Here is a 12538-nt window from a genome sequence, read left to right as displayed (position 1 = left end):
CTTGCGCCTGTGTCCGACTCTGCTAGCCATGATCCATAACAGATAATGGGTCAGGGAGAGGGTTGCCAGATGGGCGAAGACGACACCAATGGTGCGCCGGTTCCGGGCGAGCCGAAAGCCACCGGTTACAGCTGGTACGTCCTTTCGGTCCTCGTCGTCGTCTATATTCTCAACTTCATCGACCGGCAGGTGATCAGCATCCTCGCGGTCGACATCAAGGCCGACCTCGGCCTGACCGACGCCGACATGGGCTTTCTCGGCGGCGCCGCTTTCGCGGTTTTCTATGCCTTGTTCGGCATCCCGCTCGGACGACTTGCCGATAATTGGAGCCGCGTGAAGCTGCTGTCGGTCGGCCTTGCCCTGTGGTCGACGATGACCGCGCTGTCGGGCTTCGCGCGCAACCAGGTCTCTTTGTCCTTCGCCCGCATGGGTGTCGGCGTCGGCGAGGCGACCGCGAGTCCGACCGCCTATTCGCTCATCTCGGACTATTTCCCGAAGCGGCAACGCGCCACGGCGCTCGCCATCTATTCGTCGGGGCTTTACCTGGGCGGCGGCGTCTCGCTGTTCATCGGCGCGCTGATCGTCAAGGCGTGGAACGAGGGCTTTCCGGGCGGCGGCCCGCTGGGGCTGGTCGGTTGGCAGGCGGCGTTTCTGGCCGTCGGTATTCCCGGCCTGATCGTCGCGCTATGGGTGTCGACGCTGCGCGAGCCCGTTCGCGGCGCCATGGACGGTGTCGCGAGCCCGAGTTCGCCGACGCCGTTCCGCGAGTTCGTCCGCGACCTGTCGACGATCGTGCCCCCCTTCACGCTGGTCGGCGCGGCGCAGCGCGGCGCGGCCGCCTTTGCGATCAACATCGGCTTCGCGGTCGCCATCGCCGGTTTTGCGTGGTGGATGATCAAGCTGACGGGCAATTTCCCGCAGTGGACCGCCGTCGGGCTCGGCTATTATGCGGTCTTTTCGTGGGCCTGCACGCTGCGCGCGCGCGATCCCGCGACGTTCCGGCTGATCTGGGGAACCCCGGCATTCATCTGCACGACGCTGGGCTATGGGATGGTCAGCCTTGCCGCCTATGCGATCGCTTTCTGGTCGGCACCCTATGCCGAAACGGTGCTGCACCTGCCGAAACAGGAACTGGCGTTCATCCTGGGCGCGAATGGCGCACTCGCGGGATTCGTCGGCGTCATCGTCGGCGGGCGGGTCGCCGACCATCTGCGGACGAGGAATCCGGCGGGGCGCATCCTGATGATCATCTTCGGCGTCGTCGCGCCGGTGATCCCGATCTGGATCGGCTACACGACCGAGAATGGCACGCTGTTCTATGCCATGAATTTCCTCGCCGGCATGTTCGGCGCCGCTGCGCTCGGCGCCGCAGCGGCAACGACGCAGGATCTGGTGCTGCCGCGGATGCGCGGAACGGCCACGGCGGCGTTCTTCCTCGGCACCACGCTCGTCGGCCTGTCGTTCGGCCCCTATATGGTCGGACAGATTTCGGACCTTGCGGGCACGATGGTCGACGGAAAGCCGGTCGGCGATCTGCGCACCGGCATCCTGTCGCTGATCGGTGTCGCGCCGATTGCCCTGTGCCTGCTGCTCTATGCCTACCGCGCCGTGCCGGACGCCGAAGCGACGATTGCCGAGCGCGCGGCGGGCGATCCCGCCTAGCGCACTTGCGCTTCGCCTATTTCGCTGCCGGCAGTTCGATCACGCCGCACGCGACGCGCGCGCCGCTGTTGCCGCTGGGATCGGTCTTGAGGTCGTCGGCCTGCGCGTGAATCACGAACGCGGCGCCGTCGGCATCGATCAGCCCGCCTTCGCCCGACAGCCGCGTCCCGACCAGCTTCAGCGTCGCGCGGCCGATCGCGCCGTCGGTGATCACCAGATTGGGCAGATCGCCATGATGCGCGCCCATCGGATTGTCGCGGCCATGCTGCGCGGCGGTCGGATTCCAGTGCGGCCCGGCGCTGGCGAAGTCGGGCGGATTGCACCGGCCGACGGCGTGGACGTGCATGCCATAGGTGCCGACGGCAAAGCCGCGCGCGACGAGTTCGATGCGCAGCCCGTCGGTATCGCGATAGAAATCGGCGCGCCCGCGATCGGCGCCGCGCGCGTCGACAAGCTGCGCCGACGCATCGGCGGCAGGCAATGTCTCGGTCGGTCCCTTGCCCATGCTGGCACAACCGGCGAGCGCCAGCGCTGCGGTCGCGAGAAGGCTCGCGGCGAATAGGGAACGGGGGTGCGAAGGGGCGGTCATCGATCTGTTTCTCCGGTTGGGTCGGACTCATAACGTCGCGGGCGCCGTTTTCGATCCAGCCCGACGATGCCTGCGATCGGCCCGCTTTCCAAGGCTTTTAGCAGGATTGCTCCGGTTGGGCGTCAGGATCCGGGACCCGTCTCCAAAAGGTCTTCAAAGAATAGCGAAACAAGCATGGCCTGGCTCGTGACCCCGGCCTTGGCATAGACCTGGCTGAGTTGCGATCGGACGGTCCCCTGCGCGGCGCCCCGCAAGCGCGCGATTTGGGCGACGTCGCAGCCCTTGAGCGCGAACAGCGCGACGTCGCTCTCGCCGGGGGTCAGGTCCCACTCGTCGAAACGCAAAGCGATATGATCGGCCAGTGCGCCGCGGGCGCGGGCCAGCGCGCGCTCGTTCCGGCGCAGGTCCATCGTGATCCGGCGGATATGGCGCGAGCCCATGATCACGCCGGCGAGCAACGCGATCGCGACAAGGCATTCCATCGCCATGCCGATGCTGAAGCCCCGCCGTGCCTCGACGATCAGGTCATCGACACCGTCGATGAGGAAATAGACCGCCGCGACGCCCTGGAGCGCGACGATGGCCGCCGGACCGACCAGACGGCGAGCGGCGGGCGGTTTGAGGCGCGGCGCCAAAGATCGGGGCTCGGTCGGCATGGCACTCCCGCTTACGTCGGTCGATTTGAGCGCCTGCTTATAGGCCGCGCCTGACGGCAGGCCTAGCGTCCTGACACCAACCGGGGGAAATCTCTTCCCCACATGCGAAAGGCAAGGCGTGGCACCAATGACGGACGATCCGAAAGCCTTGATGACCAAAGTACCCGCGGTGACGATGGGTTTCTGGGCCATCAAGATATTGGCGACGACGTTTGGCGAGACCGCGGGCGACACGGTCAGCATGTCGATGAACCTCGGCTATCTGATCGGCACGGCTATTTTCGGCGTGCTGCTCGCGGTCCTCGTCGCCTTTCAGATCCGGGCGAGGCGTTTCCACCCCTTTCTCTATTGGGCAACGATCATCGCCTCGACGACGGCCGGCACGACGATGGCGGATTTTGCGACGCGATCGCTGGGCATCGGATATCCGGGCGGATCGCTGCTGCTGTTGGGGGCGGTGCTGGCATCGCTAGGGATCTGGCACCGGGCGCTCGGCAGCATATCGGTCGATTCGGTGCACGAACCGAAGGCCGAGCTTCATTATTGGCTGACCATCACCTTTTCGCAGACGCTCGGCACCGCGCTGGGCGACTGGGTCGCCGACGGGCCGCTCGGCTATCCAGGTGCGGCGGTGATGTTCGGCGTGCTGCTCGCGCTCCTCGCGCTGGCCCATTACCGGTCTTCGATCAGCCGCGTCGGATTGTTCTGGGCCGCCTTCATTCTGACCCGCCCGCTCGGCGCCGTGATCGGCGACTTCCTCGACAAGCCCGTTGCGCACGGAGGGCTCGAACTGAGCCGCGCCGGCGCGTCGCTGGTCCTGGGCCTCGTCATCACGACGCTGATCCTCGCCTTGCCACAGGGTGCCAAAAGGGTCGGGTCGCGGCCGGCACGCCCCACCGCGACCGTCATTTCGAGTTGACCTCCCCCGGAAGAGGAGAATGCCATGCATAGGTCCCTGACGACGACGGCCACCGCGGCGATGCTGCTGTTCGCGAATCCTGCCCATGCAAGCGACAAGGACTGGGACCATGCCGGATCGCTGGCGCGCGACGCGCTGGTCGTCGCGGCGTTCGGCGTTCCTGCGGCGCAGGGCGATTGGGATGGTACACTGCAGGCCGGGGCCAGCATCGGGGTCGCTGGCGGGCTGTCCTATGGCCTCAAGGAAGTGTTCCCCGAGCGGCGCCCCGACGGGAGCGACACGAAAAGCTTTCCGTCAGGTCACACCTCGATCTCCTTCGCGGCCGCAGCAACGCTCCAGAACCGCTATGGCTGGAAGGTCGGCCTCCCGGCACAACTCGTCGCCGCCTTCGTCGGATTGAGCCGCGTCGAGGCGAAGAAGCATCATGTCCATGATGTGCTCGTGGGCGCCGCGATCGGCGAGGCATCGGGATTCCTGATCACGCGCAAGGCAACCGACCGGATCCAGGTCTTTCCCTGGGGCAGTACCGACGGCGGCGGCGTGACCGCCACGATGCGCTTTTAGCAGGTACGACCTGCCCGCGGTCGGGCAGGCCTCGACTGCGCACCCTCAACCCCAAAGCAGAAAGGGCCGCGGATTTCTCCGCGGCCCTCTCGTTTGAACGTGAATTCCGATCAGCGATCAGAACGCGCGTGCATATTGTTCGTTGCCGACGAAGCCGAGCTTGCCGACGCCGCTACGCTTGACGACGGCCATCACGCGGTCGACGACGATATAGCGGGCATAAGGATCCGGCTGAACCTGCAATTCGGGTTCGACCGGCAGTGCCTTGGTCTGTTCCAGAAAGCTGGAAAGCTGCGCCAGATCGACCGGCGTGCCATTCCAGGTGATCGTCCCGGCGGGGTCGATCATCACCTTGTTCTTTTCCGGATCGACGTTGTTCTTTGCGTCGGTCGGAATCGGCAGGTCGATCTTCACCGCGTGGGTCTGGACCGGGAGGGTGATGATGAACATGATGAGGAGCACGAGCATGACGTCGATCAACGGCGTCGTGTTCATTTCCATCATCGGTTCATTGTCGTCCCGATCGCCAACGGCCATGGACATAGGATTATTCCTTCATTCCTAAGTGGACCGACGCCTTAGAGGCGGCCCAGCGTACCCGAACCAGCCGCCGGTTCGGAAATGAACCCGATCTTCTGGAAGCCGGCATATTGCATCGTATAGATCACACCGCCGATGCACTGGTACGGCGTATTGACGTCGCCGCGGATGTGCACTTCGGGGAAGTTTTCTTCGGTGATATTCTGGGGACCGCCGATGTCTTTGAGAAGCTGTTCCAGCTTCGCCTGCCCCTTTTCGAGCAGCTGGCGCGAATCGACCGGGGTCTGGCCCCAATAGACTTCGCAACCCGTGCTCTCCGGATTGGGCTCGCCATCGCCGTCGGTATCCGACGAGCGGACGGAGAGAAGCACGTTTTCGGGCTTCGTCGTCGTCGGCTCGAAAACCACGTCGGGCAGCTTGAGCGTCACCGTCTTCAGCACCACGGGAACCGTGATGAGGAAGATGATGAGCAGCACGAGCATGATATCCACGAGTGGCGTCGTGTTGATGTCGGACATAGGGGCATCTTCGCCCTTTGCGCCTGCACTCATCGCCATAGGATTAGCATCCTGTCACAAAATTACTGTCATGGACCGGGACGGAACGCCTGAACAGCGCCCCGTCCCGCCCAGCGGCCCCGCACCATCGCCACCGGCGATGCCGCGAAGCCCGCAGACTTTAGGCCTTCTTCGGCGCGGCAGCCGGAGCGGCAGCCTTGGCCGGAGCTGCCGAAACCGGCTTCACCTGGCCACCCGACATGATCGAACCGAGAACGTCGTTCGAGAAGGTCGACAGACGGCGCGCGATCGACTTGTTGCGGCTCTGGAGCCAGTTGAACGCGAGCACCGCGGGAACCGCCACGATCAGACCGATCGCGGTCATGATCAGCGCTTCACCGACCGGACCGGCGACGGTGTCGATCGAGGCCTGGCCCGATGCACCGATCTTCACGAGGGCGCGAAGAATACCGATAACGGTACCGAACAGACCCACGAACGGAGCAGTCGAACCCACCGTCGCGAGGAAGGCGAGGCCCGAGTTCAGCTTCGAGTTGATGTGGTTCTGCGAACGCTCGAGCGTGCCGTGCATCCAGTCATGGGCCTCGACGGGGTCGGTCAGCTTGGTGTGCTCTTCGTTGGCGCGCAGACCGTCTTCAACGACCTGACGATAGGCGCTGTTCTTCTCGAGCTTCGACATGCCGTCGGCGAGGGTCGGGGCGCGCCAGAAATTGGCGTCGACTGCCTTGCCCTGGTTGATCACCTTATTCTGTTCGAACAGCTTGGTGAACAGGATGTAGAGCGTGCCGATGAACATGATCAGCAGGACGAGGAAGGTGACCTGCGACACGATGCCGCCTTCGCAAAGCGCGGGGACGAGGCCGTAAGGGTTCGTGCCTTCTTCCTTCACGCACATCGACGCGGGCATCAGGCTGAGACCGGCCTCGTGAGCGGCTGCCGGCGCCGCAGCGGCGGCATTTGCAATCAGATTAAACATTTCGGTTATTCCCTCTCAGAAAACGAAAGATCAAAAAACTGGTATGGTCCGTTGGAGACCCCGGCGCCTTAGCGCGGGATCTGCCAGCGGATACGGTTGCTGTACGAACCACCCGTGGGGTTGCCCGCACGATCCTTGCCCGGATTGAACCGGCCTCGGCGCTGGATGAGCTTGCAGGTTTCGGCATCGAGATCGGCGTGGCCGCTCGACGACGTCACGTCGCACGATGTGATACGACCATCGGCGCCATAGCTGACGCGGAAACCGGTCGTACCTTCACGCTCTTCGCGCATGGCACGGGCCGGATAGTCGTCGTTGGTCGCCCAGCGGCCCGGATTGCCCTTTGGCGTACCGGCGGCGCTGAGATCCTGTGCCGGCGGCGCGGGGGGCGCCGGAGGCACATACACCGGAGCCGGCGGACGCGGCGGCGCTTCTTGCACCGACTGCATCGTGTTCGTGCTCACCGGCGGCGGGATCGGCGACGGGGGGGTCACGACCGGCGGCGGCGGTGGCAGCTTGTTATCCGGCGGCGGCGGCGGCGGGGGCTCCTCCGGCGGCGGCGGCTCTTCAACGTCCACCACGTCCAATTTCTCGGCTAGTTTCTTGACGATGCTGATATTCAGGCCGTTTACCAGGCCATAGCCCAGCACTGCCGTCAGCAAGCCCACCAAGACAACTGCCACTACCCTGTTTTTAGGGTCGACATTATCACCATAAGCCATTCAGGGACGACGCTCCTTGCTAGATCATCCTGACACCAATTCCGCACCGACGGGTTCGGTTGCCAAATGCCCGGATGATTTCCGATGCGTTCCACAGACCCGGCGGCGTTGCGACCAGCATTATTATGTTCTTGCCAGACGCGTCGCCCATCGTCCTATCGCGGTGGCGGCAAGTTCGCAAACCCTTTATCAGCGGTTAATGTCCGCTTCCCCATGATGGGGAATTGGCGCCTTTCGGGCGCTTTGAACGATGGAAGGTGGTTCGATCATGCGCGCGCTCCTGCCGGCTCTGGCCGTCGGCCTAGTCACGCTAAGCTACGGTTTTTCCAGTGTTTCTGCAATGCAGGCGCAGACACCGGTGACAGCGGCTTCGCCGTATAGCTATGCCGATATCGCCGATCTGGCGACAATCGCGCCGATGGCGATTCATGGCAGAATATATAAGGCCGTCGCGCTGAAACCAGAGCAGGCGCCCGGCCTGAAGGCAGGACAGGCGCGACTCTATGTCGAGGCCGACGTCGTCGGGCTGATTCGCGGCAGCGGCCCGCTGGCGGCCCGCGTCTCCTATCTTGTCGACCTGCCGCTCGACGCAAAGGGCAAGCCGCCAAAGCTGAAAAAGAAGCAGCCGATCCTGATCTTCGCCCGCCCCGTCGCGGGCTCCGCCGCGGGCACGAACAGCACGGCGAGCGTGCGGCTCGTCTCGCCCGACGCGCAATTGCCATGGGACCCCGCGACCGAGGCGAAGCTGCGCGCGATCCTGACCGAAACCGTCAAACCCGGTGCGCCCCCGGCGATCACCGGGGTCGCCAATGGCTTCCACGTTCCAGGCACGCTGCCCGGCGAGGGCGAGACGCAATTGTTCCTCGACACCCGAACCGGCGAGCCGGTGTCGCTGACCATCCTCACCGCCGCCGACGGATCGCGCCGCTGGGCCGCGGCCTTCGGCGAGATCGTCGACGGATCGGCCGCGGTGCCGGCGCGCGATACGCTGGCGTGGTATCGCCTCGCCTGCGGCCTGCCGCGCGCGCTGCCGCTCGCCAAGCTGGGCGGCACCGCACCCGAGGACCGCAAAAAGGCGGTGTCGGACTATGGCGTCGTGCTGGGCGCGCTCGGCGAATGCACCCGCACACGGACGCCGCCGGCGGGGAGCTGAGCGACCAGTCGCGGCGTCGAAGGAACGAGAGGGCTTTCCGGCCCCAAATATCCTCTTCGCGCCGTCACGCCTTCGCGTGAAATTCCTTGTTTCGCATCGGAAAGCCGATAGGGGCGCTCGTGATGGCGGCGTCGATGCGCGCCTGATAATAGGAGTGCCTCGATGTCGCCGTCTCCCGCCCCTGCCGCCCCTCGCCCACCGCTGCGCGTCGCGCTCGCGGGCATCGGCGTCGTCGGCGGCGGCGTCGTGCGACTGCTCGAGGCGAATCACGACCTGATCGCACGGCGCGCGGGGCGGGCGATCGAGATCGTCGCGGTATCGGCGCGCGACCGGCACAAGGACCGCGGCATCGACCTCGCCCGCTATCGCTGGGAAGACGATATGGACGCGCTCGTCGCGGCGGCCGATGTCGATGTCGTCGTCGAGATGATCGGCGGCGCCGACGGATCGGCGCTGACGCTGGCGCGCCACACGCTGGGCGCGGGCAAGGCGCTCGTCACCGCGAACAAGGCGATGATCGCGCATCACGGGATCGACCTCGCGCGGCTCGCCGAAGCGACCGACACGCCGCTGAAATATGAAGCCGCGGTCGCGGGCGGCATTCCGGTGATCAAGGCGATCCGCGAAGGCGCTTCGGCGAACCAGATCGCGCGCGTCTATGGCATCCTCAACGGCACCTGCAATTATATCCTGACGCAGATGGAGCGGAACGGCGCGAGCTTCGCCGACGCACTGGCTGCGGCGCAGGCCGAGGGCTATGCCGAGGCCGACCCGACGTTCGACGTCGACGGAATCGATGCGGCGCACAAGCTTTCGATCCTCGCCGCGCTCTGTTTCGGGACGCGGCTCGACATCGATGCGGTGACCGCGAAAGGCATCCGCAACCTGATCGCCGCCGACATCCGCGAGGCCGAGGCGCTGGGCCACCGCGTGCGGCTGATCGGCATGGCCGAGCGCGACGGCGCGCTGGCCAATGGCGCGCTGTACCAGCATGTGCAGCCGTGCCTGGTGCCCGCCGACCATCCGCTTGCCTATGTCCCCGGCGCGCTCAACGCAGTCGTCGCCGAGGGCAATTTCGTCGGACGGCTGTTCTTCGAGGGCGCAGGCGCGGGCGCGGGGCCGACGGCGTCGGCGATCGTCGCCGACATCATCGACATCGCGCGCGACGAATATGGTCCGGCCTTTGCCATGCCGGTCGACATGCTCGACGCCGCGCCCGTCGCCGATGCCGGGGCGCGGGTCGGCAAACATTATGTCCGCCTGATCGTCGAGGACCGGATCGGCGTGCTCGCCGAAATCGCGACCGCGATGCGCGACGCCGGTGTCTCGATCGAAAGCTTCATCCAGCGCGGCACCGACATCGACGACGGCGTCGTCATCGCGCTCGTCACCCACGACGGTCCGGCCAGCGCGATCCATGCCGCGCTCGATCGCCTGGCCGCGTCGGACCATGTCGTCGGCACCCCGATGCACATGCCGATCCTCGCGCTGTAACGGCTTGAAATAGACGCCGCCTTTGATACCCCTCGTCGGGGAACGAGGGGGCATCATGGACATCGATATTCGAAGCGGGCTCGCCGAAGCGCGGGCGCTGGCCGGCGAGCACAAGGGCGCGCTGGCGATCTATGCCCTATTGGGGGTCGTCGTTCCCTATCTGCTGCTGTCGAGCGAGCCGATCTTCAACCTGCGCACCGTGATGTCGATGATCGCCTCTCCGTACAGCGCCTATGTCAGCGGCTCGATCGCGGGGCCGCTCTATCTGCTCGGCATCGTGTCGGTGATCGTTGCGGGCGCGATGCTCGCCGCGTGGAACGCGATCCTCGCCGAAATCCGCGAAGGCTATGTGTCCGAAATCATGTACGGGATGGTCGCGGGCGCCGCCTTTCTGGTCGCCAATGTCGTCGTCTATCTGGGCACCGGGCTGCTCGCCGTGCTGCCGATCGCGGCGACCATCGGCCTGTCCGAATGGAACAGCATCGGCGGCGGCGCGATCAGCGCGGTCTATCGCCTGATCCTGTCGCTGCTCGGCACATGGATCGGCGCGCGGCTCTGCCTGACCGGCGCGATCATGGGCGCGTCGGGCAAGCTCGAACCCTTTTCGGCCTTTGCCGAATCATGGCGGCTGACCCGCGAAGCGCAGGGAAGACTCCTGGCCTTCTACTTCGCCTATGGATTGGTCGTCGGCGCGGCGTTCGGCGGGCTCGTCCTGCTGCACGGCATGGTCATCTGGAACAATGCGCAGGCGCCGGGTTCGATCCTCGAAACGGCGATGAGCTTTGCGTGGGTGCTGCTCTTCGCGGCCTATTTCCTCGGCCAGATATTGTTCGCGGCGGGCTTTCTGCGCGCGTCGCGTCCGCGCGCCGCCTCGGCGGTGTTCGCTTAAGGCGGCGTTTCGGCGGGTGGCGGCGGCGGTTCGCCCTTGTCGGGATCGGTCGCACGCTTCGCCATTTCATAGAGCGGATTATAGGCGGGGCCGGGGGCATAGCGGCCGCCGATCGACATCCAATTATACGGCAGCTTGTCGAGGCTCATCGCCTTGGCCTCGGCGCGCGGCAGTTTCGGCGGCGCTTCGCGCCCCTCGCGCGCGATCGCACGCAATTCGGGCGTCAGTCGGTGGCGCTCGGTGTCGCTGCCGCACACGGTGATCGACCCGTCCTCGGCGGGCTTGCAGCGCCGGACGGGGTCGGTCATGTCCCTGGCATTTTCGACGGCGGTGTCGGCGGCCGACTTTGCCGGCCTGGGCGTCGGCGGGCCGATCATCTGTCCCGCGGCAGGAGAGATCATCATAGCAATGACCCAAAATCCCACAAAAGCAGCCCCGAATCGGGCGATGTATTCTCGACAAGCGGCGCGGGCGACCATATGGCGCCCACAATGCCGCATGAGCGGAACAAGTAAAGACGGAGAGTCAGGGCGATGACGAATAGCAGCGGCAGCAATCTCGACCGGGTGCTCGTGCTCGAAATGGTGCGGGTCACCGAAGCCGCGGCAATCGCCGCCGCCAAGCTGATCGGGCGCGGCGACGAAAAGGCCGCCGATGCCGCCGCCGTCGAAGCGATGCGCACCGCGTTCAACACGCTGTATATGGACGGCACCATCGTCATCGGCGAAGGCGAACGCGACGAAGCGCCGATGCTCTATATCGGCGAAAAGGTCGGCAATGCGCCGGGCAAGGGGCCCAAGATCGACATCGCGGTCGACCCGCTGGAAGGCACGACAATCACCGCCAAGGCCGGCCCCAACGCGCTCGCCGTGCTCGCCATCGCCGAAGAGGGATGCCTGCTCAACGCCCCCGACGTCTATATGGACAAGCTTGCGGTCGGCGCCGGATATTCACCGAACATCGTCAATTTCGACAACAGCATCCGCGAGAATGTCGAAGCGGTGGCACGCGAAAAAGGCTGCGGCCCCAAGGACATCATGGTCTGCGTGCTCGACCGCCCGCGTCACGAGGCGATGATCGCCGAGCTGCGCGCGCTGGGCTGCGGCGTCGCGTTGATCCCCGACGGCGACGTCGCGGGGGTGATCGCCACGACGAATCCCGAGACCAATATCGACATCTATATGGGCAGCGGCGGCGCGCCCGAAGGCGTGCTGGCCGCGGCGGCGCTGCGCTGCGTCGGCGGCCAGTTCAAGGGCCGCCTGCTGTTCCGCAACGACGACGAACGCCGCCGCGCCGCCAAATGGGGCGTCGAAGATCTCGACCGCGTCTATGACCTCGAAGACCTGGCCAAGGGCGATGTGATCTTCGCGGCGACCGGCGTCACCGACGGATCGCTGCTGCGCGGCGTCAAGCATCGCCGTGACGGCGTGATGACCACCGAGACGGTGGTGATGCGCGCCTCGTCTGGGACGGTCCGCTGGGTCAAGGGCGAGCATCGGACGCACTGATCGGGGCATCTTCCGAGGTCTATGACGACGGTGCTGCAGTCGGCCCCGGCCGGGTCCGGGATGACGGGAGTGGGAATCGTCCGCTTCCCCCTGTTCCCATTGTTCCCTCCATATCGGGATGCCATGACTGGTATCGACCGAAGCCCGTCGTTTATCAGCACCGCAACGTGCCCTAAAGCCGACACTGACGGGAATGACCCCAACGACTTAATTTGAGCCGACCCAATTAGCATGGTGGCGCTAGCCTCGGCTTGAAACAGACATGCAAAGTCCCAAAATACTGGATATGCGGGATGACCATCTCGCAACCAAAACGACTCGATTTTGGTCGCTGCTCCGGCCAGCTCA

The 12538-nt window shown here is 65.4% G+C and carries 14 protein-coding genes; 7 read left to right on the top strand and 7 right to left on the bottom strand.

Annotated elements, in window-relative coordinates; genetic code table 11:
• Positions 1-69 precede the first annotated feature (69 nt).
• Positions 70-1662: a spinster family MFS transporter gene (locus tag ACO055_RS14175; protein WP_422059521.1), complete on the top strand. Its 1593-nt coding sequence runs from the start codon at positions 70-72 to the stop codon at positions 1660-1662.
• 16 nt (positions 1663-1678) lie between these two features.
• On the opposite strand, the gene ACO055_RS14170 is transcribed toward ACO055_RS14175, so the two are convergent.
• Both ACO055_RS14170 and ACO055_RS14165 read right to left on the bottom strand, forming a co-directional pair.
• On the bottom strand, positions 1679-2251 hold the full coding sequence (locus ACO055_RS14170; protein WP_422059520.1) for a superoxide dismutase family protein: 573 nt from the start codon (positions 2249-2251) through the stop codon (positions 1679-1681).
• Positions 2252-2373: 122 nt separating this feature from the next.
• Entirely contained in the window at positions 2374-2907 is a 534-nt protein-coding gene (locus ACO055_RS14165) for a helix-turn-helix transcriptional regulator (protein WP_422059519.1), read from the bottom strand.
• 127 nt (positions 2908-3034) lie between these two features.
• Here ACO055_RS14165 and ACO055_RS14160 point away from each other — a divergent pair, with 127 nt between their 5' ends.
• Positions 3035-3826 carry a hypothetical protein gene (locus ACO055_RS14160; protein WP_422059518.1) on the top strand — a complete coding sequence of 264 codons (792 nt, stop codon included), beginning with the start codon at positions 3035-3037 and terminating at the stop codon, positions 3824-3826.
• Positions 3827-3850: 24 nt separating this feature from the next.
• Positions 3851-4390: a phosphatase PAP2 family protein gene (locus ACO055_RS14155; protein ID WP_422059517.1), complete on the top strand. Its 540-nt coding sequence runs from the start codon at positions 3851-3853 to the stop codon at positions 4388-4390.
• A gap of 117 nt (positions 4391-4507) precedes the next feature.
• Here ACO055_RS14155 and ACO055_RS14150 read toward each other — a convergent pair whose 3' ends face one another.
• The 4 genes from ACO055_RS14150 to ACO055_RS14135 all read right to left on the bottom strand — a co-directional run bounded on the left by ACO055_RS14150 (position 4508) and on the right by ACO055_RS14135 (position 7146).
• The gene (locus ACO055_RS14150) at positions 4508-4933 is read right to left on the bottom strand and encodes an ExbD/TolR family protein (protein WP_422059516.1); all 426 of its coding nucleotides are present in this window, start codon (positions 4931-4933) and stop codon (positions 4508-4510) included.
• A gap of 35 nt (positions 4934-4968) precedes the next feature.
• A complete protein-coding gene (locus ACO055_RS14145) occupies positions 4969-5487 on the bottom strand; it encodes an ExbD/TolR family protein (RefSeq protein ID WP_422059515.1) in 519 nt (172 codons plus the stop codon).
• Between the two features lie 121 nt (positions 5488-5608).
• Positions 5609-6424 carry a MotA/TolQ/ExbB proton channel family protein gene (locus tag ACO055_RS14140; RefSeq protein WP_422059514.1) on the bottom strand — a complete coding sequence of 272 codons (816 nt, stop codon included), beginning with the start codon at positions 6422-6424 and terminating at the stop codon, positions 5609-5611.
• Between the two features lie 68 nt (positions 6425-6492).
• Complete coding sequence (locus tag ACO055_RS14135) at positions 6493-7146, bottom strand: energy transducer TonB (protein WP_422059513.1); 654 nt, start codon at positions 7144-7146, stop codon at positions 6493-6495.
• A 268-nt stretch (positions 7147-7414) separates the two neighbouring features.
• On the opposite strand from ACO055_RS14135, the gene ACO055_RS14130 reads away from it, so the two are divergent.
• The 3 genes from ACO055_RS14130 (at position 7415) to ACO055_RS14120 (ending at position 10682) form a co-directional block, all read left to right on the top strand.
• Positions 7415-8299 carry a hypothetical protein gene (locus ACO055_RS14130; RefSeq protein WP_422059512.1) on the top strand — a complete coding sequence of 295 codons (885 nt, stop codon included), beginning with the start codon at positions 7415-7417 and terminating at the stop codon, positions 8297-8299.
• 162 nt (positions 8300-8461) lie between these two features.
• Positions 8462-9793, top strand: coding sequence for a homoserine dehydrogenase (locus tag ACO055_RS14125; protein ID WP_422059511.1), 1332 nt, complete (start codon positions 8462-8464; stop codon positions 9791-9793).
• Positions 9794-9848: 55 nt separating this feature from the next.
• Positions 9849-10682, top strand: a complete 834-nt coding sequence (locus tag ACO055_RS14120) for a hypothetical protein (protein ID WP_422059510.1) — start codon at positions 9849-9851, stop codon at positions 10680-10682.
• Here the strand turns inward: ACO055_RS14120 and ACO055_RS14115 are convergent.
• The gene (locus tag ACO055_RS14115) at positions 10679-11083 is read right to left on the bottom strand and encodes a hypothetical protein (RefSeq protein WP_422059509.1); all 405 of its coding nucleotides are present in this window, start codon (positions 11081-11083) and stop codon (positions 10679-10681) included. The two genes, ACO055_RS14120 and ACO055_RS14115, sit on opposite strands and share 4 nt — an antisense overlap.
• Before the next feature lie 132 nt (positions 11084-11215).
• Here ACO055_RS14115 and glpX point away from each other — a divergent pair, with 132 nt between their 5' ends.
• Entirely contained in the window at positions 11216-12190 is a 975-nt protein-coding gene (gene glpX / locus ACO055_RS14110; protein WP_422059508.1) for a class II fructose-bisphosphatase, read from the top strand.
• Positions 12191-12538: the final 348 nt, after the last annotated feature.

This window comes from Sphingopyxis sp. (assembly GCF_965227415.1).
Classification (GTDB): Bacteria; Pseudomonadota; Alphaproteobacteria; order Sphingomonadales; family Sphingomonadaceae; genus Sphingopyxis.
Note: the sequence above shows the minus strand (reverse complement) of the source record. Positions and strands in the feature narration are given on the sequence as shown.

Excerpts from the sequence above, each read along its gene's own strand:
- ACO055_RS14145 (WP_422059515.1), bottom strand. The coding sequence starts at position 5,487 with ATGGCGATGAGTGCAGGCGCAAAGGGCGAAGATGCCCCTATGTCCGAC.
- ACO055_RS14165 (WP_422059519.1), bottom strand. The coding sequence starts at position 2,907 with ATGCCGACCGAGCCCCGATCTTTGGCGCCGCGCCTCAAACCGCCCGCC.
- ACO055_RS14125 (WP_422059511.1), top strand. The coding sequence starts at position 8,462 with ATGTCGCCGTCTCCCGCCCCTGCCGCCCCTCGCCCACCGCTGCGCGTC.
- ACO055_RS14155 (WP_422059517.1), top strand. The coding sequence starts at position 3,851 with ATGCATAGGTCCCTGACGACGACGGCCACCGCGGCGATGCTGCTGTTC.
- glpX (WP_422059508.1), top strand. The coding sequence starts at position 11,216 with ATGACGAATAGCAGCGGCAGCAATCTCGACCGGGTGCTCGTGCTCGAA.
- ACO055_RS14150 (WP_422059516.1), bottom strand. The coding sequence starts at position 4,933 with ATGTCCATGGCCGTTGGCGATCGGGACGACAATGAACCGATGATGGAA.
- ACO055_RS14135 (WP_422059513.1), bottom strand. The coding sequence starts at position 7,146 with ATGGCTTATGGTGATAATGTCGACCCTAAAAACAGGGTAGTGGCAGTT.
- ACO055_RS14130 (WP_422059512.1), top strand. The coding sequence starts at position 7,415 with ATGCGCGCGCTCCTGCCGGCTCTGGCCGTCGGCCTAGTCACGCTAAGC.
- ACO055_RS14160 (WP_422059518.1), top strand. The coding sequence starts at position 3,035 with ATGACGGACGATCCGAAAGCCTTGATGACCAAAGTACCCGCGGTGACG.
- ACO055_RS14175 (WP_422059521.1), top strand. The coding sequence starts at position 70 with ATGGGCGAAGACGACACCAATGGTGCGCCGGTTCCGGGCGAGCCGAAA.
- ACO055_RS14170 (WP_422059520.1), bottom strand. The coding sequence starts at position 2,251 with ATGACCGCCCCTTCGCACCCCCGTTCCCTATTCGCCGCGAGCCTTCTC.
- ACO055_RS14120 (WP_422059510.1), top strand. The coding sequence starts at position 9,849 with ATGGACATCGATATTCGAAGCGGGCTCGCCGAAGCGCGGGCGCTGGCC.
- ACO055_RS14140 (WP_422059514.1), bottom strand. The coding sequence starts at position 6,424 with ATGTTTAATCTGATTGCAAATGCCGCCGCTGCGGCGCCGGCAGCCGCT.
- ACO055_RS14115 (WP_422059509.1), bottom strand. The coding sequence starts at position 11,083 with ATGATCTCTCCTGCCGCGGGACAGATGATCGGCCCGCCGACGCCCAGG.